The organism is Sedimentibacter sp. zth1, from assembly GCF_017352195.1.
GTDB lineage: Bacteria > Bacillota > Clostridia > Tissierellales > Sedimentibacteraceae > UBA1535.
The window spans coordinates 2,241,279-2,264,030 of sequence record NZ_CP071445.1 but is presented as its reverse complement, the minus strand read 5'-3'; the positions used below and the strand labels follow the sequence as shown (position 1 = coordinate 2,264,030).

Genomic DNA, 22,752 nt, shown 5'->3' with positions numbered 1-22,752 from the left:
AACTACTAAAATTATATAAATATAAAAAAAATTTGTCAATGATATTTTGAATAATTATAATTAAATAATTAATTTTCTACATCATTCGACAAATTTCTACATGTTTCGTGCTTTTTAGATGTTACTCGTTTATGTTGAAAATATCCAACAGCCTATTCAATTCGTTTAAATTTTTATACTCCAGTTGTATTTTCCCCTTATTTTTATTATTTATAACTTTAACTTTTACTGCAAATTTATTAGTTAATGACTCTTCTATATTGAGTATGTATTTATCTTTTTTAACAATTTTTTTAACTTTATTACTTTTCATATTTCTTACTATTTTTTCTACGTCTCTAACACTTAAACCATTCTCTATAATATCATCTACTAACTTTTTTTGTACACTTTTTTCTAATGACAATATAGCACGCGCATGACCTTGAGTTATTTCATTACTAATAATTTTTTCTTTAGCATAACTATCTAAATTTAATAACCTAAGTGTATTTGTTACATATACTCTACTTTTTCCAACTATTTCAGCTAGTTCTTCCTGCGTTATAGCGTATCTATTCATTATATATTCATAAGCAGTTGCTTCATCAATTGGATTTAAATCTTCTCTTTGAATATTTTCAATCAAAGCAATTTCAGATGCATTTTTATTTTCTATATCTCTAATAATACAAGGTATAGTTTTTAAATTAGCAATTTTAGAAGCTCTCCATCTTCTTTCACCAGCTATAATAGTATATACAGAATCTTCTTTCTTCACAATAATCGGTTGAATCATTCCATATTTTTTTATTGACTCTGAAAGTTCTTTAAGCTTTATTGGTTCAAAACTTTTTCTTGGTTGATTTGGATTAGGAACGATTAGATCAATATCTATTTCTCGTACTTTGTTTAAATCTTCATCTTCTAAATTATCTGGTATTAACGCAGACAATCCCCTTCCTAATGCTTTTCTTGCATTTGCCATTTTTACACCATCCTTACTATTTTACTTTGATTTTTGACATATCTCATTTATTTCAATAGCTAACTTTTTATAAGCTTCACTGCCTTTTGATTTATCATCATAAAGCATTATAGGTTGTCCATAACTTGGTGCTTCTGCTAATCTAATATTTCTAGGAATAATAGTTTGGTATACTCTATCCTTAAAATATTTTTTTACTTCTTCTACTACTTGTAAAGACAAATTTGTTCTTCCATCAAACATATTTAATAATACACCTTCAACATACAATTTGGGATTTAATGTCCTATTTACTAACCTAATTGTTTCAATTAATTGACCAACACCTTCTAGCGAATAGTATTCACATTGAATTGGAATTATTACTGAGCTAGATGCTGTTAAAGCATTTAATGATAGCAATCCTAATGATGGAGGGCAATCTATAATGATATAATCAAATTCTTCTTTCAAATTTTTTAAACTTTCTTTTAACGATTTTTCTCTTTTTACAGATGTAGCTAATTCAATTTCTGCTCCTGATAATTCTATTCTCGAAGGTACTACAAATAAATTATCAACTTCAGTTTTAATTACAATTTTATTAATATCATAATTGTTCATTAATACATCATAAATAGTAAATTCTAAAGCATTCTTTTCAATACCAAATCCACTTGTTGAATTAGCTTGAGGATCTATATCAATACTCAGTACTTTTTTCCCTAGCAAAGCCAAAGCTGCACATAAATTTACGTTTGTAGTAGTTTTGCCAACTCCACCCTTTTGATTAAAAATACTTATAATTTTAGCCATTTTAACCACCTTTATTATATACTTTTTTTAGGTATTTTAACTTTAAGTTCTATAAAATTTTCTGACTCAACTTCTTCAAATTTAGCATCTATTCCAGTTTTAACAATTTCTTTGTATGCATTTTTTATTGTATTTATATAAATTTTATAGTTAATAAAATTTTTTATATAAAGTTTATTCTTTAATTTTTCCTTATTAATATCATTAACAAGTGATTGTATCAATTTCTCAGTTTCACTAACATTTAAATCTTTTTTTATTACTTTATCAAGAACATCTATCATTAAATTTTCGTCATTAATTTTTAATAACGCTCTAGCATGTCTTTCACTTAAATTATTATCTATTAATACTTCTTTTACCTTTGTTGGAAGTTTTAATAACCTCATTTTGTTTGCTACTGTTGATTGTGTTTTACCAATTTTTTCTGCCAATACTTGTTGTGTTATATTAAAATCATTGATAATTTTTTCAAAAGCTATAGCTTCCTCTAGAAAATTCAAATTCTCTCTTTGTAAGTTTTCTATTAACGCCATTGCTGCAGACTCTTCTTCTCCAACTGAAATAACTATAGCTGGAATTTCTTCTAAGTTAATTAATTTAGATGCTTTAAATCTTCTTTCACCAGCTATAAGCTCGTATAACTCATCCGCAAGTTTTCTAACCACAATAGGTTGAATTAAACCATAATTCTTTATAGATAAGCTGAGCTCCTCTAAAGCTTTCTTATCGAAATTTTTTCTTGGTTGGTTTTTATTAGGTATGATTTGACTCACACTAATATTTTTTACATTATTATCACTCATTGTATCCCCCTAAAATTTTTATAATGGTTTTTTTGCTGGTGTTCCAGCTTTTCGTGGATATACATTAGGTAATTTGTTTATTTTTTCTATAATTATAATATTTCTAACAATTTGTGAGTTTGGTATTTTAATTTGTTTAATTTCTTTAATTTTACCACATAGTTTTTCTATAGCATTTTTTGATGCTTCGATTTCCTCGGCAATATTTTCACTTTTATAAGCTGCAAAAAAACCTCCAACCTTTACAAATGGTAAACAAAACTCACACAATATATTTAATGGAGCAACCGCTCTCGAAACACATATATCATATTTTTCTCTATAATTTTTATCATGTCCAAAATCTTCAGCTCTTCCATGTATTACATTTACCTTGTCTAATTTTAAAGTATTTGCAACAAGTTGTAAAAAATCTGTTCTTTTTCTTAAACTGTCAAGCAAAGTTAAATCTATATTGTTATTAACAATCTTAAGAGGAAAGCCAGGGAAACCTCCCCCTGTACCAACATCTATTATTCTATTTGTTGAATTAACATTTTGACTATTTAAAATAATTATACTATCTAAGTAATGCTTTATATAGATTTCTTCTTCGTCTTGTATCCTTGTTATGTTAATTTTTTGATTCCACTCAAGCAATAACTCTTTATATTTTATTAATTTATTTTCAATATCATCAGTATAACTTAGGCCTAATTTATTAAAACCCGTTTGTAACGTTTTTATTAACATACTATACCACTCTTATTATTTATTTTTTCTTTTCATTTGTTCTAAATATATTAGAAGTACATTAATATCTGCTGGTGAAACACCAGATATTCTAGAAGCTTGACCAATTGAGCTAGGTAATATTTTTGAAAGTTTTTGCTTTGCTTCTATCCTTAGACCATTAATTTCATTATAATTAATATCTTTTTGTATTTTCTTTTCTTCTAATTTTTTAAATTGTTCTATTTGCTTTATCTGTTTAATTATATATCCTTCGTATTTAATTAATGTCTCTATATAATCAATAATATTACCAGATAAACTAACTCGTTCATTATCTAAAAATTCTGTATCCCTATATGATATTTCAGGTCTTTTTAACAATTCATATATATTTATAGGTTTTGATAATGGAGAAGTTTCTTTTGATTGTAAAAATTCGTTAATCTCATTTTTAGGTGTAATTTTAATATTTTTTAATCTCTCTATTTCTTTATATATTGTATTTTTTTTATCAATAAATTTTTGATATCTTTCTTCAGTTACTAGACCTGCATCATATCCCTTTTGAGTTAACCTTTCGTCTGCATTATCTTGTCTTAATACTAATCTATACTCTGCACGAGATGTCATCATACGATATGGCTCATTAGTTCCTTTTGTTACTAAATCATCTATTAATACACCTATATAAGCTTCTGATCTATCCAATATCAATTGTTCTTTGTTTTCTATTGATAAAACTGCATTAATTCCAGCTATAATACCCTGTCCAGCAGCTTCTTCATATCCAGAACTACCATTTACTTGACCTGCGAAAAACATATTTTTAACATTTTTATATTCTAATGTTGGTTTCAATTGTGTTGGATCTATACAATCATACTCTATTGCATAAGCCGGTCTCATAATTTCAGAATTTTCAAGTCCTATCATAGTTTTATACATTTGTATTTGAACTTCAAATGGTAAAGACGATGACATACCTTGTATATACATTTCTTTTGTACTTAAACCTTCTGGTTCTATAAACATTTGATGTTTATTTTTGTCTGCAAATTTAACAACTTTATCTTCTATTGAGGGACAATATCTAGGACCTACACTTTCAATTAATCCAGTATATAAGGGTGATCTATCTAAATTATTTCTAATGATTTCATGTGTTGCCTCTGTTGTATATGTTAAATAACATGGTACTTGTTCAATTTCAATTTCTTCTGTCATAAAAGAGAATGGAACTATTTTATTATCCCCATTTTGTATTTCCATTTTATCATAGTTAATTGAATCCGAAAACACCCTTGCAGGAGTTCCAGTTTTAAATTTTCTTAATACTAACCCAAGATTTATTAAAGATTGTGATAATTCATTAGCAGGAGCTAATTCATTAGGCCCAGATGAATAATTCAATTCTCCAATATATACTCTACCTTTTAAATATGTTCCAGTTGTAATTATAACAGCTTTCGCCTCGTAATAGGCCCCATATTTAGTACATACCTCAAATACACCATCATCTTTTACTTTTATATCTGTAACTTCTGATTGAACTAAATCAAGATTTTGTTGATTTTCTATAACTTTTTTCATTTCAGTATGATATAAATTTTTATCTGCTTGTGCTCTAAGCGAATGGACTGCCGGGCCTTTAGATATATTTAGCATCTTGCATTGAATCATAGTTTTATCAATATTAATTCCCATTTGTCCGCCAAGTGCATCTATTTCTCTAACTAAATGTCCCTTTCCAGTTCCACCTATTGACGGATTACAAGCTAACATTGCAATTGAATCTAAACTCATTGTTAACATTAGGGTTTTCATTCCCATTCTAGCACCAGCTAATGCAGCTTCACAACCAGCATGACCTGCACCTACAACAATTATATCATATTTTTTAGCTAAAAATTTCTTTAATTCACCCATTTTATTACTATTATTTTGTTTCATTTTATCACTTCCTGTAAATTACTAATGTTTTTTGTAACTATTAATCAAAATTATTTACCTATACAAAAATCACTAAATATTTTATCAACTAAATCATCGCTAACAGCTTTACCAATAATTAAACCGAGGTTTTCCATACAGCTTTTTAAATCAATTTCAATAAAGTCTATTGGCATATTATTATCAATGGATTTTAATACTTCTTTTAAATTTTTAGAAGCGTTAACCAATAAATTTTTATGCCTTGCATTATTTATTATAATACTATTGTCAATGTTAATTTTACCTTTAAAGAACATATCATGTATTGATTTTATTATATCCTCTAAGCCTTTATTATTTAATACTGAAATATTTATTATATTTTTTGATATATTTTCATAATCATCTAAATTAAGTTTTTGTTCTAAGTCTGTCTTGTTTTTTATATAAATTACTTTTTTATTTTTTACATAATCTAGTATTTGTTTATCTTCTATTTCTAATTCCTTTGATGCATCTAAAACCATTATAATTAAATCTGCTTCATAAATTTTACTTAATGCTTTCTCTACACCAATTTTTTCTACAGTATCTTCAGTTTTTCTAATTCCAGCTGTATCAATAATATTTAATGGTACACCTTTAATATTAACATACTCTTCTATTGTATCCCTAGTTGTTCCTGGAACTTCTGTAACTATAGCTCTATTTTCGTTTAATAAAAAATTCATTAAGGACGATTTGCCAACGTTTGGTTTTCCTAAAATTAAAGTTTTTATACCTTCTTTATATATTTTACCTGTATCAGCTGTTTCAATTAACTTATTAATTTCATTTAGCATTAAGTTAGATTTTTCTTTTACTCTTTCAATAGTTATATTATCTTCATCATACTCAGGGAAATCAATATTTACCTCTATATTTGCAAGTAATTCAATTATTATTTCAATTAATTTATTTATCTGCTTAGATAATCTACCTTCTAACTGATTAACTGAAATTTCCTGATTTCTATCTGTTTTTGAATTAATTATGTCTATTACTGCTTCAGCTTGTGTTAAATCTATTCTACCATTTAAAAATGCTCTTTTGGTGAATTCACCATTATCAGCCATTCTACAATCATATGTTAAAACTAAATCTAATATTTTTTTAGCAGAAATAACACCACCATGGCAATGTATTTCTACTACATCTTCTTTTGTAAATGTATATGGTGCTTTCATATATGTCAGTAAAACTTCATCTAATACTTTATTATTTTTATCGACTATTGAACCGTAGTTTAAATATCTACTTTTAAATTCACTAACTTTATTATGAGATTTATTAATAAAAATATCTAATGCAATGTTTAAAGCATTTTCTCCGCTTATTCTTATTATACTAATACCAGCATTTCCTAGTGCTGTAGCTATTGCAGCTATTGTTTCTTGATTCATATTTTTTTTCCTATCTTTATATTTATACATATATTTTACAATATTATATTCTTAGTGTATATATTTTTATTTGTTTTATCAAATAATTTTTTAAATAAAATAAAAACCACATAGTCACTATCGATATGAAATAGTAATTCATATTATTGTGTACTTTGTGGTTATTTAATTTACTATTGTTTTATCTCTTATCTATTACTACTTTTCTATAAGGTTCGTCACCTTCACTATATGTCATTATATCTTTTTCTTCTTGTAAAGTAGAATGAATAATTCTTCTTTCATAAGGATTCATAGGTTCTAGTCTTATTTTCTTATTGTAATACCTACATTTATCAGCAGTTTTCCTTGCTAATTTTTTAAGAGTTTCTTCTCTTTTTTCTCTATAATCTTCTACATTAACTAAAGTTCTTATATAAGATTCTCTGTTTTTATTAACCACTAAACTTAATAAAAATTGAATTTCATCTAGAGTATTACCTCTTTTACCAATTAGAATTCCTTTATCTTTTTCATCAACTTTTGTAATATCAACCTTAAGTACATTTACAACTAATTTAATTTCATATTCTATCTGAATGTTCATGTATTTACAAACAGTTTCTATATAGTTTTTAGCTTTTTCCTCAGGTCCATTTATTACTGTAACTTTTACTTTTGCTACTTTACTTCCTAAAAAACTCAGTATACCTTTTGATGGTTCTTTTAAAATATCTATATCTACTTCGTTAATTTCTGCTTTTAATTCCTCTAATGCTACTTTAACGGCTTCATCTACTGTCGGTTTTTCAATAATAATACTACTCACAATTATTCCTCCCTAACCTTTTTTGATGAATGTAAAACTACATATTGTTGAACTAACTGGAATATATTAGTTACTACCCAATATAAAGCAAGTCCTGATGAAAAATTAATTGCAGTAATAAATATTATTACTGGCATCATTTTAGTCATCATATTATTTGTTGTTTTTGCCTGTTCATTCATAGCAGACATTTGTGTGCCTGACATCATTTTAGTAGTTAAGTAAGTTGTATATGCAGATATTACCGCTAATATTGGCAATGCTTGACCAAAGAAAGGTAATTTAACACCAATATTTAAACCATTTACAATTGTTGTTCCTGGCAATATTGAATTTGAAGCAAAACTTAAATCTTTAATCCAGAAAAAAGCTCTGTTCATATCTGTTGTCCAAATCCAAAATTTATCTCCACTTAACATTATTGCATCTTTAATTGACGAATAGTCTATGTTGTTTAATTGTGCATAATTAAATAAACCTTGCAATGATTTTATTGTGCTTTCATCTGCTAACTTTAATGATGCATTTATATCTGCTAAGTTTAAATTTATTTGACTTGCTAACTGTGATAAATTAAAATAACTACCCATATCAGAAAAAGCAAATCCAGGATCTCTTATAACCCAAAAAAATGCAAATATTAAAGGTAATTGTATAAGCATTGGTAAACAACCCGAAAGAGGATTATATTTAACTTCTTTATACAACTCCATTTGTTTTCTTTGTAATGTTTGAGGATCTTTCCCATATTTTTCTTGTATATCTTTCAGTCTTGGAGATAGATCTTGCATTATTTTCATTGATTTAGTTTGTTTCAATGTTAACGGTAATATTAATAGTTTAATTGCAATAGTTGATAATATAATTGCTATTGCATAAGCAGAAAGTACTTCTATATTTAGTGAAGAAACTAAATTATAAAATAATCTCATAATCCAACCCATAGGTTTAGCTATAAAATCTAAATTCATTATATATCCTCCATGTTTACTTAAGCGGATCATATCCTCCTTCACAGTAAGGATTACATCTTAATATTCTTTTTATTCCTAAATATGACCCTTTAATAATTCCATATTTTTGTAATGCTTCAACAAAGTATTGCGAACATGTAGGATAAAACCTACAATGTCTAATACCTGTGCTAAAAGATAATTTTTGATATATTCTAATTATTTTTATTAAAATCTTAGTAATAATATTAACCACCCTATTTATTTAATAAATCAGCTCTACTTAAAACCTTATAAAAAGATTTTTCCAATGCTTTATAATTTGCATTTACAGCATTAACTCTTGCCATAAATATTATATCATAATTTTGTTTAATTTTATCATCATTTAATCTGACAATTTCTTTTATTATTCGCCTTATTCTATTTCTATCTACGGCTTTTTTTATTTTTTTTGCACAAGTAAATCCAAATCTACTATTATCATCTTTATTCTTATTAAAAAAAAGAACTAGATTGTAGTCAGCAACAGAATTATTACAATTATATACAGCTTTATATTCTCTATTTTTCTTAATTTTATTCATTTTGCTTTTTTTCTCCAAATGGAATAAAAAGGTCACTTTCGCGACCTTATGCTGACAATTTCTTTCTTCCCTTGTCTCTTCTACTTTTTAATACTCTTCTTCCATTTTTTGTGCTCATTCTTTTTCTGAATCCATGTTCTCTACTTCTTTGTTTTCTTTTTGGTTGATAAGTTCTTTTCATCTTATAAACACCTCCTTAATAATATCAGATATCTATATCAAATATCATATATTTTCTATACGTAATCGAATAAAAAATAAATTACTCGCAAATATTATATTAATTTATTTAACTTGTGTCAAGTCTAAATATATTACATAATTACTAAATAAAAAAATATACATGTGTAACTCTTGTAATATACTACATTTTTATAATATATGCAAATGTTTTTTACAAATTTATAAAAAAATTTAAATAAAATTTGAAATTGTTGATAAAAAATGATAATATACATTTGAGTTACTATTTTATTAACAGGTTATCCATATAATATACGATTAATTGTTGATAACTTTTTAATATATACTAACATTGTTGATAACTATTAACAAACATATTTTTTTGTTTAAAAAAAAATAAAAAAACTTTTAATAAATTCTATAAACATATGTTAATACATATAAATATTTGCTTTATTTTTATAACTTATTAACAAACTGTTTATTAATTTTAATAACAGGAGGTAAAATAGTGAACCTAAATGAAATCTGGAGCAATGTTCTAGAAATTATAAAAGAAGACGTTAATAAAGTTAGCTTTAAAACTTGGTATGAACCACTAAAAATTATTGCTTATCAAAATAACACCGTATTCTTAGAAGCAGAAAATGAATTTGTTAGAAATATGCTAAAACAAAGACATTATACTCTTTTAAAAAATGCTTTTAATTTTGTGTTAAAGCAAGAAACAGAATTAATTTTTACAGTACCAGGAGAGAATATTTTTGCTAATAATAATAATGTTAATAAAGCAACTCCAAATTCTGTTAATATAGATAATTCAGATAATCCTGAGTTTACAAATAGAAAACTAAATTCAAAATACAAATTTGATAATTTTGTTATAGGGAATAGTAACAGATTTGCCCATGCAGCATCTTTAGCGGTTGCAGAAGCACCTGCAACTACCTATAATCCCCTTTTTTTGTATGGAGGTGTTGGTTTAGGAAAAACCCACTTAATGCATGCAATTGGTCATTATATTTTAGATTGTAACCCAAAATCTCAAGTTGTATATGTAACAAGTGAAAAATTTACAAACGACCTTATAAATTCTATAAAAGATAATAGAAATGATGCTTTTAGAAATAAATATAGAAATATTGATGTACTTTTAATAGATGATATACAATTTATAGTTGGAAAAGAAAGAACACAAGAAGAGTTTTTCCATACTTTTAATGCTCTATATGAAGCTAATAAGCAAATTATTATTTCTAGTGATAATCCACCTAGTGAAATTCCTACACTAGAAGACAGATTAAGATCAAGATTTGAATGGGGACTTATAGCTGATATACAACCACCCGACTTTGAAACAAGAATTGCTATATTAAGAAAAAAAGCTGAAAGTGAAAATTATCAAGTTCCTGACGAAGTTATAAATTATATTGCTCAAAATATACAATCCAATATAAGAAAATTAGAAGGAGCATTAATTAGAATCTATGCTTATTCTTCTTTATCTAATAGAGAAGTTACTCTTGAACTAGCACAAGAAGCTCTAAAACATCTTATATCCTCTAATAAAAAAGTTACTATAAAGGATATACAAGAGGTTGTTGCAAATTATTATAATATTTCTTTAGATGAATTAACATCAAAGAAAAAAAATAGAAATATTGCTTATCCAAGACAAATAGCAATGTATATTACTAGAAAATTAACAGATTGTAGCCTTCCTAAAATAGGTAAAGATTTTGGAGGTAGAGATCATTCAACGGTACTTCATGCTTGTAATAAAATTACTGAAGAAATAGAAAATAGCTCCGAAATAAAAAAGAAAATCGATGATATTATTTCAATGCTAAACAATTAACATTTAGTTGTTATCAAAATGTTAATAACTTTTAATATTAGAAAATCATAAAAATCTATTAATTAAAATTAAAAACATATGCACAGTTAGTCGATTGAATTAAGTATTCTATTTACAATTGATGCATTAGTTTTAAACAAATTAACAGCCCCTATTACTATTACTGTTTATATATTTATATTATTATTAAGAAATCTCAAAATAAATTTCCTGTTAATAACTTTTAAAATAATACAATAAAATAATTTAAAATAAGAAATATAATAATATAAAAAATTAAAAAAGGAGAAATTATGAAAATATCTATTAGTCAAAAAGATTTAAATAAAGCTATAAATATAGTACAAAAAGCTGTTACTTCTAGAACATCATTACCTATTTTGTCTGGAATATTAATTGAAGCTTATAATAATAGATTGCATCTTACAGCAACTGATTTAGAGCTTGGTATTAATACTTATGTTGAATGCGATATAATTGAAGAAGGAGAAATAGTTGTACATTCTAAACTATTAGGGGATTTTGTTAGAAAATTACCTTCAAACTCAACAGTAAATATTAAAACAACAGAAAATAATAATTTAGAAATTAAATGTCTAAATTCAGATTTTAGTATATTAGGAAATGCAGCAAAAGAATTTCCCAAAAACACATTTGAAAATGAAGGTGTTAATTTTCAAATTACATCTGAAGTATTGAAAAAACTTATAAAATATACTTCATTTGCAGTATCTCAAGATACAATGAAACCTATATTTACAGGTTGTTTATTAGAGGTAAAAAATGGTATATGTACTTTTGTAGGTTTAGATACTTTTAGAATGTCTGTAAAATCAGAGAGTATAAATACTACTGAAGAAATTTCAACAATTATACCATCTAAAGTTCTAAATGAAATTACTAGAATATTAGAAGAAGATGACTATGAAGTAAATGTAGTTATTTCTGAAAGTCATATTTCATTTATAATTGAAAACACAACGATAATGTCAAGTATATTAGAAGGAAAATTTGTAGATTATAAATCTCTTTTAAAAAATGACTTTATAACTACTATAAAACTTAATGCTAGTGAATTTAAAAATAGTATAGAGAGAGCATCCTTACTTGCTAGAGAAGATAAAAATAATTTAATAATTTTAGATATTAAAGAAAATACTATGCAAATCAATTCTACATCTGAATATGGAAATGCTGAAGAATTTATAATTTTACAACAAAAAGAAGGAAATGATTTAAAAATAGGATTCAACTCAAAATATATAAGTGAAGTTTTAAAAATTATAGATGCTGATGATGTTGAAATGAAATTTATGGGTAATATAAATCCATGTTTTATAACTGAAGCAGATAATACTAATTTTAAATACATGGTTTTACCTGTTAGAATAAGCTAAAGGAAAGAATAAATGGAAAAAATAAAAATAAGTACAGAATTTATAAGATTAGACCAATTACTGAAATTTGCAAGTATTGTTGAAAGTGGTGGAATTGCTAAAATGGTTATAATAGATGGTCTAGTTAAAGTTAATGGAGAAATTTGTACGCAAAGAGGCAAAAAAATTAGACATAATGATATAGTTGAATTTGATAATTCAAAAATTATTGTTTCAGACGAGGAATAATGTGATTGTTAAAAACATTAAACTTAAAAATTTTAGAAATTTTAAAGAGTTAGATGTAAAGTTAGATGATGTTTTAAATATTTTTATTGGTGATAATGGTCAAGGAAAAACAAATTTATTGGAGTCAATATACCTATGCTCAATAGGAAAAACATTTAGAATTAATAGTGAAAATGATTTAATAAAGTTTAATGAAAAAAATCTTGAAGTTGAAATTTTATTAGAAAAATCAAATTTAAGTATAACGAAAAGAATTAATTTTAGTTATACAAGAAATCAAAAAAAAATTATTAAGGTAAATGGAGTAAAGTTAGAAAAAAATAGTGAGCTTATAGGTATTCTTAATAATGTCATTTTTACCCCTGATGATTTAAAAATTATTAAGGGAAGTCCAAATGAAAGAAGAAAATTTGTAAATATTGATATTTCACAAATAAAACCTAAATATAAATATCTTTTAAAAAATTATAATAAAGTAATTATACAAAGAAATAGAATTTTAAAAAGTGGTAATAAAGTAGATAATAATATTCTTTCAATTTGGAATGATTATATGGTTGAAATGGGTACCGAAATTATAATTTATAGAAGAGAGTATATAAAAAATTTAAAAGTATATGCATCAAATATCTATGGTAACATTTCAGAAAGAAAAGAAAATTTAGATTTACTGTATAAATGTGATATTGGGAGTGTAAAAGATTTAAATAAAAAAGAAATAAAATCAAAATTTCGGGAAAAATTAGAAAAAATATCAGAAAATGAAAAAATTCGAAAAATAACCTTATGCGGACCGCAAAAAGATGATATAATGTTTAAGATTAATAATAAAGATTTTAAATATTTTGGTTCGCAAGGGCAGCAAAGAAGTGCAATTTTGGCATTAAAGCTTGCTGAAATAGAAATAATAAAAAATGAAATAGGAGAATATCCAGTTCTTTTATTGGATGATGTATTATCTGAACTTGACAATAAAAGAAAAAACTATTTAATTAGATATATAAAAAATATTCAAACTTTTATTACATCAACAGATGATAATGATTTAAAAAGAATTATAAAAAATAACAAAAAAAAGATATTTAACATAAATGAAGGAATTATTGGAAATATTATAAATTAGAGGTGTTTATATGTCAGAAAGAAATAATGCACATTATGGTGCTGAACAGATACAAGTACTAGAAGGATTAGATCCTGTTAGGAAACGTCCTGGTATGTATATTGGTTCAACAGGTGAAAGTGGTCTTCATCATTTGGTATATGAAATAGTAGATAATAGTATAGACGAAGCATTAGCTGGATTTTGTGATACAATAAGTGTAGTTATAAATGAAGATAATTCAGTTAAAGTTACTGATAATGGTAGGGGTATACCAGTTGAAAAACACGCAAAAACAGGAAAATCTACACTTGAAACTGTTTTAACTGTTTTACATGCTGGTGGAAAATTTAATAACGAGGTTTATAAGGTATCAGGTGGATTACATGGTGTTGGTAGTAGTGTTGTTAATGCTTTATCATCAAAATTAATAGCAGAAGTAAAAAAAGATGGTAAGCTATACAGACAAGAATATTCAAAAGGTATTCCAAAAACTGAATTAGTTAATTTAGGTGATACAGAAGAAAGTGGAACTATAATTTCTTTTTTACCTGATGATACAATTTTTGAATCAATCGTATTTGATTATAATATTTTAAAGACAAGGTTAAGAGAATTAGCTTTTCTTAATAAGGGAATTAAAATAACTCTAGAAGATAAAAGAAACGGAGTTATTGACAAATTTCATTATGAAGGTGGAATTATTGAATTTGTAAAATTTTTAAATAGCAAAAAACAAAAGTTACATGACGAAATTATATATGCTGAAGGTGAAAAGGATAAAGTTATTGTTGAAATCGCAATACAGTATACGGATGCATATTCTGAAAATATATATTCTTTTGTAAATAATATAAATACAATAGAAGGTGGAACACATTTAATTGGATTTAAAACAGCATTAACAAGGGCAATGAATGATTATGCTAAAAAATATAAACTTGTCAAAGAAAATGATTTATCTATTACAGGTGAAGATATAAGAGAGGGTATAACAGCTATACTTTCAATTAAAATACCTGATCCTCAATTTGAAGGACAAACAAAAACTAAATTAGGTAATACTAAAGTTAGAAGTATTGTTGATAATGTAACAGGTGAGGCTATATATCATTATTGTGAAGAAAATCCTAAAATTGCAAAATTAATTATAGAAAAAACATTAAAAGCAGCAAGAGCTAGATTAGCAGCTAGAAAAGCTAGGGAACTTGCTAGAAGAAAAAATGTATTAGATAGTATGGCACTACCAGGTAAATTAGCTGACTGCCAGGAAAGAGATCCTGATTTATGTGAAATTTATATAGTTGAAGGTAATTCAGCGGGTGGTTCAGCTAAAGGTGGAAGAGATAGAAAAACACAAGCGATACTACCACTAAGAGGAAAAATATTAAATGTAGAAAAATCTAGACTTGATAAAATTTTAAGTTCAGAAGAAATTAGAAACATGATTACAGCATTTGGTTGTAGTGTTGGTGATGAATTTAATTTAAATAAGCTTAGATATGGAAAAATTATAATTATGACTGATGCCGACGTTGATGGTGCTCATATTAGAACATTATTATTAACGTTTTTCTACAGATATATGAGACCTTTGGTTGATGAAGGACATATATATGCAGCACAACCACCACTTTATAAAGTGAAAAAAGGAAAAAAAGAAAGATATGTTTATACTGATAAAGAGTTAAGTGATACACTTGATGAGTTTGGTAGAGACGGAAAATATGATATACAAAGATACAAAGGACTGGGTGAAATGAATCCTGAACAACTTTGGGAAACAACAATGAATCCTGAAAATAGAATACTTTTAAAAATGACTGTAGATGATGCTATGATAGCAGATGATGTATTTACAATGCTTATGGGAGATAAGGTTGCACCAAGACGTGAATTTATAGAAAAAAACGCAAAATATGTAAAAGATTTAGATTTTTAATAAATCTTATAGTGGAGGACTTTTAATGAGTAATTTAGAAAACAATAATGATAAAGTTTTGCATAAAAACATAGAGCAAGAAATGCAAAATTCATATCTTGCATATGCTATGACAGTTATTGTAAGCAGAGCTTTGCCGGATGTTAGAGATGGTTTAAAACCAGTTCATAGAAGAATTTTATATGCTGCTAATGAACTTGGGCTTTCTCCTGATAAGCCTCATAGAAAATGTGCGCGTATCGTTGGGGATGTTTTAGGTAAGTATCACCCTCACGGTGATACAGCAGTTTATGATGCAATGGTTAGACTTGCACAAGATTTTTCAATGAGATATACATTGATAGATGGACATGGAAACTTTGGTTCTGTTGATGGAGATGGAGCAGCTGCAATGAGATATACAGAAGCCAGAATGTCAAAAATGGCTTTGGAAATGTTAAGAGATATTGGTAAAGAAACTGTAGATTATAGACTGAACTTTGATGAAACATTGAAAGAACCAGTTGTTTTACCGAGTAGATTTCCTAATTTATTAGTAAATGGTTCATCTGGTATTGCAGTAGGAATGGCAAGTTCAATTCCACCTCATAATTTAGGTGAGGTAATAAACGGAACAATAGCATTTATAGATAATCCAGAAATAACTATTCCAGAATTAATGAAATATATAAAAGGACCAGATTTTCCAACAGGGTCAATAATAGTTGGAAAGGATAACATAAAAAATGCTTATATGACAGGTAGAGGATTTGTTAAAGTAAAATCTAAACTTGAAATAGAAGAAATGAAAAATAATAAAAGTAGAATAGTAGTTCATGAAATCCCTTATCAAGTTAATAAAGCTAGATTAATTGAAAAAATAGCTAACCTTGTAAAAGATAAGAAAATTGAAGGTATAACTGATTTAAGAGATGAAAGTGATAGAACTGGTATGAGAATTGTAGTAGAAATTAAAAAAGATTACAATGCAAATATAGTTTTAAATAATTTATATAAACATACACAATTACAAGATAATTTTAGTATAATTATGATTGCTCTCGTAAACGGTGAACCAAAAGTATTAAATTTAAAAGATATGATTTTTCACTATGTTGCTCATCAAAGAGTAATAGTTACAAGAAGAACTGAGTACGATTTAAAGAAGGCTCAAGCAAGAGCTCATATTTTAGAGGGTTTAAGAATCGCAATAGATAATATTGATGAGGTAATAAAAATTATTAGATCTTCTTACAATGATGCAGAAGAAAATTTAATGAATAGATTTAATTTATCTGATATTCAAGCAAAATCTATAGTAGATATGAGACTTAGACGTCTTCAAGGTTTAGAAAGAGAAAAACTTGAGGACGAGTATGGAGAATTAATTAAGTTGATTAACAAGTATGAGGAAATTTTAGCTAGTCCATATTTAATTGATGAAATAGTTAAAACAGAATTAACAGAAATTAAAAATAAGTATTATGATGAAAGAAGAACTGAAATTACTCATGATGAAGATGAAATACATTATGAGGATTTAATAGAAGTAGAAAATGTAGCAATAACATTAACACATTTTGGTTATATAAAAAGACTACCTGAAGATACTTATAAAGCACAGAGACGTGGTGGAAAGGGAATAACAGGCTTAACTACTAGGGAAGAAGACTTTGTAAAAGATTTATTTATAACAAGTACACATGATTATTTAATGTTCTTTACAAATAAGGGAAAAGTATATAGAATTAAGGCTTACGAAATTCCAGAAGCTAGACGTCAAGCAAAAGGAACAGCTGTTGTAAACTTGATTAATTTAGATGCAGGAGAAAAAGTTGCTGCTATAATACCTATGAAAGATTTTACAAATGAAAATGAATATTTAATATTATCAACAAAAAAAGGTATTATAAAGAAAACTAAACTTATTGATTTTGATACATCAAGAAAATCAGGATTAATGGCTATAAAAATAGCAGAAGATGATGAACTTATTAGTGTAAATAAAACAGATGGAACTAAGGATATCTTGGTAATAACTAAAAAAGGTAAAGCTATTAGATTTAGCGAACAGGATGTTCGAGCAACAGGAAGAATTTCTATGGGGGTAAAAGCGATATCCACATCTAAGGATGATAACCTTGTTGCTATGTTAATAATAGATGCCAATAATTATTCTGAGTTAGAAGATAATATAATTGAAGAAAGTGAAGAAAGTATTGTTGAAACCAACGAAAAATTATTAACAATAACAGAAAATGGTTTTGGAAAAATGACAAGCACAACTGCTTATAGAAGACAAGCAAGAGCAGGTAAAGGTGTTAAAACACATAATATTAATGACAAAACTGGAGATGTTATTGGAGCAATGATTACAGAAACTAATAATGACATAATGATTATTAGTCAAGTTGGATCTATAATTAGAATGCATGTATCTGATATATCAGTAACTGGAAGAGATACTCAAGGGGTTACTGTTATGAGATTAAATGATGGTGACAAAGTTGTAACATTAGCAAAATTATTAACTGATGATGAAGAAGAAGAGGACGTTGAATAATTAACTATAAAACAATTAAAATGGAGGGTAATATGTCACTAATATTAGAAGAAAATAAAGAATGTGAAGAAAATTATATTGAAGTATTACCAATAGGTGAAGTAGATATTTATACGTCTCCTAAATTTAAAGAAAATGTTTTAAATACTATTAATAATTCTAACAAAAATATTATAATAAATGCCGAAAAGCTTGAGTATTTAGATAGTACTGGTTTAGGAGCATTAATGAGTATTTTAAAAACTACAAAAGAAAATCATATAGAAATAAAAATTAAAAATTTAAAACCAAATATATATAAGTTATTTGATATTACTGGTTTAAATAAAGTTTTTAATATAGAAGTGTGAAAATATGGATACTATTAAACTCGAAATACCTAAGAAATCTGAATTTATTAGTTGTGTAAGATTAACAACTTCTTCGATTTCTAATTATTATAATTTTGATATAGATAAAATTAATGATATTAAGGTTATAATATCAGAAATTTGTACATTTTTTATTAATAGTATTAAAGATAATAATGAACCGTTTTTAATAGAATATTTTTTGAATGATAATGAAATAGAAATTACGGTTACAGATAAAAACAAAGAAATGTTGTCAAAAAGTGCTATAGAAGATAGTGAAATGTTTGTTTTGATAATTGATAGTTTAGCAGATTATTATAATATAAATTATGAAAACAATAATATTACATTTAAATTAAAACACTCTAAATAGGTAGGCGTTGATATTGTGAATGATACTAGAAATGAGATAAGAAACTATGATATTTTTAATACTTATAGCAAAGAAAAAAGTGTTAAAATAAGAAACCAAATATTTAATAAGTATCAATACCTTGCAGAAATTATATCAAAAAAATATATAAATAAGGGTGTTGAGTACGAGGATCTATATCAAATAGCAAGTATTGGATTAATATACGCTATAGAAAGATATGATGTATCAAGAGGTTTTGAATTTACGAGTTTTGCTACACCAACTATACTTGGAGAAATTAAAAAGTATTTTAGGGATAAGGGTTGGTCTATAAAAGTGCCTAGGCGTATTCAAGAAATATCTAAAAAAATAAATATTGTAAATGAAACTTTATCGTTTAGTCTTAATAGGGTTCCAACGGTCAAAGAAATTGCAGATTATTTAAAATATTCTGAAGAAGAAGTTTTGGAAGCAATGGAGGCTGGAAAGTTGTTTACTACTCAGTCTTTAAATGTGACTTATGATAGTGGTAGCGATAGTAAAGAAATAGAATTAGTTGACACTATTAAAGATAATAAAGATAGTTATGAAATTTTTGAAAACAATGATTTTATAAAAAATTCATTAAATTTACTAAATGAGCTAGAAAAAAAGATTATAATAGAGAGGTTCTTTAATAGTAAAACTCAAATTGAAATAGCAAAAAATCTTAATATTTCACAAATGACAGTATCAAGACTAGAAAAAAAAGCACTACAAAAATTAAATGCATTAGTTGACAAATAGTAAAAAAAAGCAAAACTAAAGTAAGTTTTGCTTTTTTTAACATTTCAACATATTTTTGTTGATTTAAAAATATAAAAATGATACAATACGTTTTAACTTAAAAGATAATAAATAACTTTAAAATAAAGAAGGAGAAAACTATGAAAAACAAAAGCAAATTTGGAATTATTAGTATTAGTGTTTTACTTGTTATACTTTTAACCTCATTTGGATCTATTTTAAAATTTATAACTAATTATTTATGGTTTAATGAAATTGGTTATATAAAGGCATATTTAACTAAAATAAAAGCTGAATTAGTTATTGGAGTGCCGCTATTTACAATATTATTTTTAATATTTTTCTTTTTTATAAAGAAACTTATGAAGAGAAATATGAACAGTGATAAAATGATTGAAATTACTAAAAATAAAAAAAGAGCAAATCTTTTTATAGCTTTAGGGTCAGTAGCAATAAGCTTCTTTTTTACAATGGGGGTTACTTCAAAATTATGGCTAGAAATTCTACAATTTTTTAATAGTCAAAGTTTTAATGTATTGGATCCAATTTTTAATAACGATTTATCTTTTTATATATTTAAGTTACCACTTATAAATACTGTTGTAGGAATTATTATAAATGTATTATTTTTAATGATTATATTATCAGTAGTATTTAATTTAATAAATGGAGCAGGTAAAAAATTTAAAGATATTTCTCAAGAGTTTACTGGACAAGGAACTGGTGGAGCTTCAAATATTGATTTTTCAAAGTTTGCTAATAAAAGTACTTTCCAGCGTATAATTAACCAAGTATCTTTTCTAGGATTTTTTCTATTAATTTTATTTGGAGCAAAGATATTTTTATCAACTTTTGATTTATTATATTCACCAAGAGGAAGAGTATTTGGTGCGGGTTATACAGATATAGCAGTTACATTAAACGTATATAGAATTATGGCTGTATTGTGTATAATTTCAGCATTTACATTTTTCTACGGTTCAAGAAAGAAAAATCTTAAAATTGCTTTAGTTGTTCCAGTAGTTGTTATAGCTGTTTCTATTTTTGGAAGTATGGCTGCTGGTGTGGTAGAAAAATTTGTAGTTGAACCTGATCAATTATCAAAAGAATCAAAATATTTATTAAATAATATAAAATATACACAGTTAGCTTATGGTCTTGATAATGTTGAGGAGCTTGATTTTGATGTTGATGATAGTCTTACTAAAGAACAAATAGAAAATAATAAAGAAGTAATAGAGAACATAAGAATTAATGATAAAGCACCATTAAATCAAGTGTACAATAAACTACAAGGTATAAGACCATACTATGTTTTTAACGATGTAGATATTGATAGATATTATATAGATGGCAAGTATAAACAGGTATATTTATCTTCAAGGGAATTGGATCAAAGTTTATTAAATGATCAAGCTAAAACTTGGATAAACCAATATTTAAAATATACACATGGTTATGGTATAGCATTATCTCAAGTAAACAAAGTAACGCCACAAGGACAGCCAGAATTATTGATTAAGGATATTCCACCAGTATCAAACACTGATTTAGAGATAACTAGACCAGAAATATATTTTGGTGAGAAAACAAATGATTATGTTATTGTAAATACAGACGAAAATGAATTTGACTATCCAGCTGGTTCTGATAATGTTGAAACAAAATACGAAGGTACTGCTGGTATTAATTTAACATTTATGAATAAATTATTATTTTCTATTAGACAAGGTAGCTATAAATTATTGATATCAAACAATATCAATAAAGAAAGTAAAATTGTTATTAATAGAAATATTATAAAAAGAGTACAAGAAATAGCACCATTTTTATCTTTTGAGAATGATCCATATGTAGTTATAAACAAAGACGATGGTAAATTATATTGGATAATTGACGGATTTACAATGACTAATAGGTATCCATATTCGCAACCAATTTCTGATTCTAAAATAAACTATTTAAGAAATTCAGTAAAGGTTGTAGTTGATGCATATAATGGAGATACAGATTTTTATATAGTAGATGAATCTGATCCTATTGTAATGACATACAATGAAATATTTAAAGAGCTATTTAAGCCTATGAGTGAAATGCCAGATGAAATTAAATCTCATATAAGATATTCTAAAGAAATGTTTAACATACAAGCTGATCTTTACAGAACTTACCATATGGAAAATCCAACAGTATTCTTTGGAAGAGAAGATAATTGGGATATTTCTAAGCAAAAATATATGGCTGGTGAAGAAAAAGTTATACCAAACTATTATATGTTTAAACTTCCAGGAGAAGAGGAAATAGAATTTTTATTGACAATACCTTATACACCACAAGCTAAGGACAATATGTCTGCAATGCTAGTAGCAAGAAATGATGGAGAAAATTATGGTGAGTTATTGTTGTATAAATTCCCTAAAAACAAAACTATACAGGGTACAGCTTTAATTGAGTCAAAGATTGACCAAGATACAGAAATTTCATCTCAATTAACACTCTGGAGCCAAAAAGGTTCAAATGTATTAAGAGGAAATACTTTGGTTATACCAATACAAAATTCATTGTTATATGTTGAACCTATTTATATGCAGGCAGATACTCAAAGTAATTTTCCTGAAATGAAAATGGTAATAGTTGCATATAACGATAAAATTGTAATGGAATCAACATTAGATAAAGCACTTGATAAAATATTAGGTAGCATTTATTCTGAAAATTTCAATCCACAAGAACCAATTGTCGATAATGGAACAGAAGATAAAACAATAGAACAATTAGTTAAACAATCGAATACTTTATTTGTAGAAGCTGATAATGCTCTTAAGAGTGGAGATTGGGCATTATATGGTGAAAAAATTAATTTATTAGAAAACACTTTGAAAAAGTTAAATCAAATAATAGGTGTAGATGAAACTAAGACAAATGAAGAGATTCAAGAAAATATAAATAATGAAGATAATACAGATTCAGAAGGTAACGAGTAATAAATAATAAAAAAAGAT

21 protein-coding genes are annotated in these 22,752 nt (G+C 25.9%); 10 read left to right on the top strand and 11 right to left on the bottom strand.

The annotated features are described in order from the left end of the window. Positions 1–121: 121 nt before the first annotated feature. The 11 genes from JYG23_RS10930 to rpmH all read right to left on the bottom strand — a co-directional run bounded on the left by JYG23_RS10930 (position 122) and on the right by rpmH (position 9,185). Positions 122–967 carry a ParB/RepB/Spo0J family partition protein gene (locus tag JYG23_RS10930; protein WP_207235706.1) on the bottom strand — a complete coding sequence of 282 codons (846 nt, stop codon included), beginning with the start codon at positions 965–967 and terminating at the stop codon, positions 122–124. Positions 968–988: 21 nt separating this feature from the next. Then, positions 989–1,762 (bottom strand): ParA family protein, encoded by a 774-nt coding sequence (locus tag JYG23_RS10925; RefSeq protein WP_207235705.1) that lies wholly within the window; start codon positions 1,760–1,762, stop codon positions 989–991. 14 nt (positions 1,763–1,776) lie between these two features. Then, positions 1,777–2,568 (bottom strand): nucleoid occlusion protein, encoded by a 792-nt coding sequence (gene noc, locus JYG23_RS10920; protein WP_207235704.1) that lies wholly within the window; start codon positions 2,566–2,568, stop codon positions 1,777–1,779. Positions 2,569–2,586: 18 nt separating this feature from the next. After that, entirely contained in the window at positions 2,587–3,300 is a 714-nt protein-coding gene (rsmG, locus tag JYG23_RS10915; RefSeq protein ID WP_207235703.1) for a 16S rRNA (guanine(527)-N(7))-methyltransferase RsmG, read from the bottom strand. A gap of 15 nt (positions 3,301–3,315) precedes the next feature. Then, the gene (gene mnmG / locus JYG23_RS10910) at positions 3,316–5,232 is read right to left on the bottom strand and encodes a tRNA uridine-5-carboxymethylaminomethyl(34) synthesis enzyme MnmG (protein ID WP_305848852.1); all 1,917 of its coding nucleotides are present in this window, start codon (positions 5,230–5,232) and stop codon (positions 3,316–3,318) included. A gap of 50 nt (positions 5,233–5,282) precedes the next feature. Next, positions 5,283–6,656, bottom strand: coding sequence for a tRNA uridine-5-carboxymethylaminomethyl(34) synthesis GTPase MnmE (gene mnmE, locus JYG23_RS10905; RefSeq protein ID WP_207235702.1), 1,374 nt, complete (start codon positions 6,654–6,656; stop codon positions 5,283–5,285). Between the two features lie 181 nt (positions 6,657–6,837). Next, entirely contained in the window at positions 6,838–7,464 is a 627-nt protein-coding gene (gene jag / locus JYG23_RS10900) for an RNA-binding cell elongation regulator Jag/EloR (protein ID WP_207235701.1), read from the bottom strand. 2 nt (positions 7,465–7,466) lie between these two features. After that, on the bottom strand, positions 7,467–8,435 hold the full coding sequence (locus JYG23_RS10895) for a YidC/Oxa1 family membrane protein insertase (RefSeq protein ID WP_207235700.1): 969 nt from the start codon (positions 8,433–8,435) through the stop codon (positions 7,467–7,469). 16 nt (positions 8,436–8,451) lie between these two features. After that, positions 8,452–8,661 carry a membrane protein insertion efficiency factor YidD gene (gene yidD, locus JYG23_RS10890; RefSeq protein WP_207238010.1) on the bottom strand — a complete coding sequence of 70 codons (210 nt, stop codon included), beginning with the start codon at positions 8,659–8,661 and terminating at the stop codon, positions 8,452–8,454. Positions 8,662–8,674: 13 nt separating this feature from the next. After that, the gene (gene rnpA / locus JYG23_RS10885; RefSeq protein ID WP_207235699.1) at positions 8,675–9,004 is read right to left on the bottom strand and encodes a ribonuclease P protein component; all 330 of its coding nucleotides are present in this window, start codon (positions 9,002–9,004) and stop codon (positions 8,675–8,677) included. A gap of 46 nt (positions 9,005–9,050) precedes the next feature. Beyond that, positions 9,051–9,185 carry a 50S ribosomal protein L34 gene (gene rpmH / locus JYG23_RS10880; RefSeq protein WP_207235698.1) on the bottom strand — a complete coding sequence of 45 codons (135 nt, stop codon included), beginning with the start codon at positions 9,183–9,185 and terminating at the stop codon, positions 9,051–9,053. 510 nt (positions 9,186–9,695) lie between these two features. Here rpmH and dnaA point away from each other — a divergent pair. From dnaA to JYG23_RS10830, 10 genes are all read left to right on the top strand, one after another. Beyond that, on the top strand, positions 9,696–11,045 hold the full coding sequence (gene dnaA, locus JYG23_RS10875) for a chromosomal replication initiator protein DnaA (RefSeq protein ID WP_207238009.1): 1,350 nt from the start codon (positions 9,696–9,698) through the stop codon (positions 11,043–11,045). Positions 11,046–11,338: 293 nt separating this feature from the next. Continuing rightward, the gene (gene dnaN / locus JYG23_RS10870) at positions 11,339–12,442 is read left to right on the top strand and encodes a DNA polymerase III subunit beta (RefSeq protein ID WP_207235697.1); all 1,104 of its coding nucleotides are present in this window, start codon (positions 11,339–11,341) and stop codon (positions 12,440–12,442) included. Between the two features lie 12 nt (positions 12,443–12,454). After that, on the top strand, positions 12,455–12,670 hold the full coding sequence (locus tag JYG23_RS10865) for an RNA-binding S4 domain-containing protein (RefSeq protein ID WP_207235696.1): 216 nt from the start codon (positions 12,455–12,457) through the stop codon (positions 12,668–12,670). A gap of 1 nt (position 12,671) precedes the next feature. Next, the gene (recF, locus tag JYG23_RS10860) at positions 12,672–13,793 is read left to right on the top strand and encodes a DNA replication/repair protein RecF (RefSeq protein ID WP_207235695.1); all 1,122 of its coding nucleotides are present in this window, start codon (positions 12,672–12,674) and stop codon (positions 13,791–13,793) included. Positions 13,794–13,803: 10 nt separating this feature from the next. Next, entirely contained in the window at positions 13,804–15,714 is a 1,911-nt protein-coding gene (gyrB, locus tag JYG23_RS10855; RefSeq protein ID WP_207235694.1) for a DNA topoisomerase (ATP-hydrolyzing) subunit B, read from the top strand. A 25-nt stretch (positions 15,715–15,739) separates the two neighbouring features. Beyond that, positions 15,740–18,256, top strand: coding sequence for a DNA gyrase subunit A (gyrA, locus tag JYG23_RS10850; protein ID WP_207235693.1), 2,517 nt, complete (start codon positions 15,740–15,742; stop codon positions 18,254–18,256). 32 nt (positions 18,257–18,288) lie between these two features. Next, positions 18,289–18,606, top strand: coding sequence for an STAS domain-containing protein (locus JYG23_RS10845; RefSeq protein ID WP_207235692.1), 318 nt, complete (start codon positions 18,289–18,291; stop codon positions 18,604–18,606). 4 nt (positions 18,607–18,610) lie between these two features. Then, the gene (locus JYG23_RS10840) at positions 18,611–18,982 is read left to right on the top strand and encodes a histidine kinase (protein ID WP_207235691.1); all 372 of its coding nucleotides are present in this window, start codon (positions 18,611–18,613) and stop codon (positions 18,980–18,982) included. 15 nt (positions 18,983–18,997) lie between these two features. Next, positions 18,998–19,750, top strand: coding sequence for a SigB/SigF/SigG family RNA polymerase sigma factor (locus JYG23_RS10835; protein ID WP_242631563.1), 753 nt, complete (start codon positions 18,998–19,000; stop codon positions 19,748–19,750). 140 nt (positions 19,751–19,890) lie between these two features. Beyond that, positions 19,891–22,734, top strand: a complete 2,844-nt coding sequence (locus JYG23_RS10830) for a UPF0182 family protein (protein WP_207235690.1) — start codon at positions 19,891–19,893, stop codon at positions 22,732–22,734. Positions 22,735–22,752 lie beyond the last annotated feature (18 nt).

Coding starts and splice junctions, on each gene's coding strand:
- mnmG (WP_305848852.1), bottom strand. CDS start 5,232: ATGAAACAAAATAATAGTAATAAAATGGGTGAATTAAAGAAATTTTTA.
- JYG23_RS10840 (WP_207235691.1), top strand. CDS start 18,611: ATGGATACTATTAAACTCGAAATACCTAAGAAATCTGAATTTATTAGT.
- JYG23_RS10830 (WP_207235690.1), top strand. CDS start 19,891: ATGAAAAACAAAAGCAAATTTGGAATTATTAGTATTAGTGTTTTACTT.
- gyrA (WP_207235693.1), top strand. CDS start 15,740: ATGAGTAATTTAGAAAACAATAATGATAAAGTTTTGCATAAAAACATA.
- JYG23_RS10845 (WP_207235692.1), top strand. CDS start 18,289: ATGTCACTAATATTAGAAGAAAATAAAGAATGTGAAGAAAATTATATT.
- rpmH (WP_207235698.1), bottom strand. CDS start 9,185: ATGAAAAGAACTTATCAACCAAAAAGAAAACAAAGAAGTAGAGAACAT.
- JYG23_RS10895 (WP_207235700.1), bottom strand. CDS start 8,435: ATGAATTTAGATTTTATAGCTAAACCTATGGGTTGGATTATGAGATTA.
- JYG23_RS10865 (WP_207235696.1), top strand. CDS start 12,455: ATGGAAAAAATAAAAATAAGTACAGAATTTATAAGATTAGACCAATTA.
- rnpA (WP_207235699.1), bottom strand. CDS start 9,004: ATGAATAAAATTAAGAAAAATAGAGAATATAAAGCTGTATATAATTGT.
- gyrB (WP_207235694.1), top strand. CDS start 13,804: ATGTCAGAAAGAAATAATGCACATTATGGTGCTGAACAGATACAAGTA.
- dnaN (WP_207235697.1), top strand. CDS start 11,339: ATGAAAATATCTATTAGTCAAAAAGATTTAAATAAAGCTATAAATATA.
- rsmG (WP_207235703.1), bottom strand. CDS start 3,300: ATGTTAATAAAAACGTTACAAACGGGTTTTAATAAATTAGGCCTAAGT.
- mnmE (WP_207235702.1), bottom strand. CDS start 6,656: ATGAATCAAGAAACAATAGCTGCAATAGCTACAGCACTAGGAAATGCT.
- JYG23_RS10930 (WP_207235706.1), bottom strand. CDS start 967: ATGGCAAATGCAAGAAAAGCATTAGGAAGGGGATTGTCTGCGTTAATA.
- noc (WP_207235704.1), bottom strand. CDS start 2,568: ATGAGTGATAATAATGTAAAAAATATTAGTGTGAGTCAAATCATACCT.
- JYG23_RS10925 (WP_207235705.1), bottom strand. CDS start 1,762: ATGGCTAAAATTATAAGTATTTTTAATCAAAAGGGTGGAGTTGGCAAA.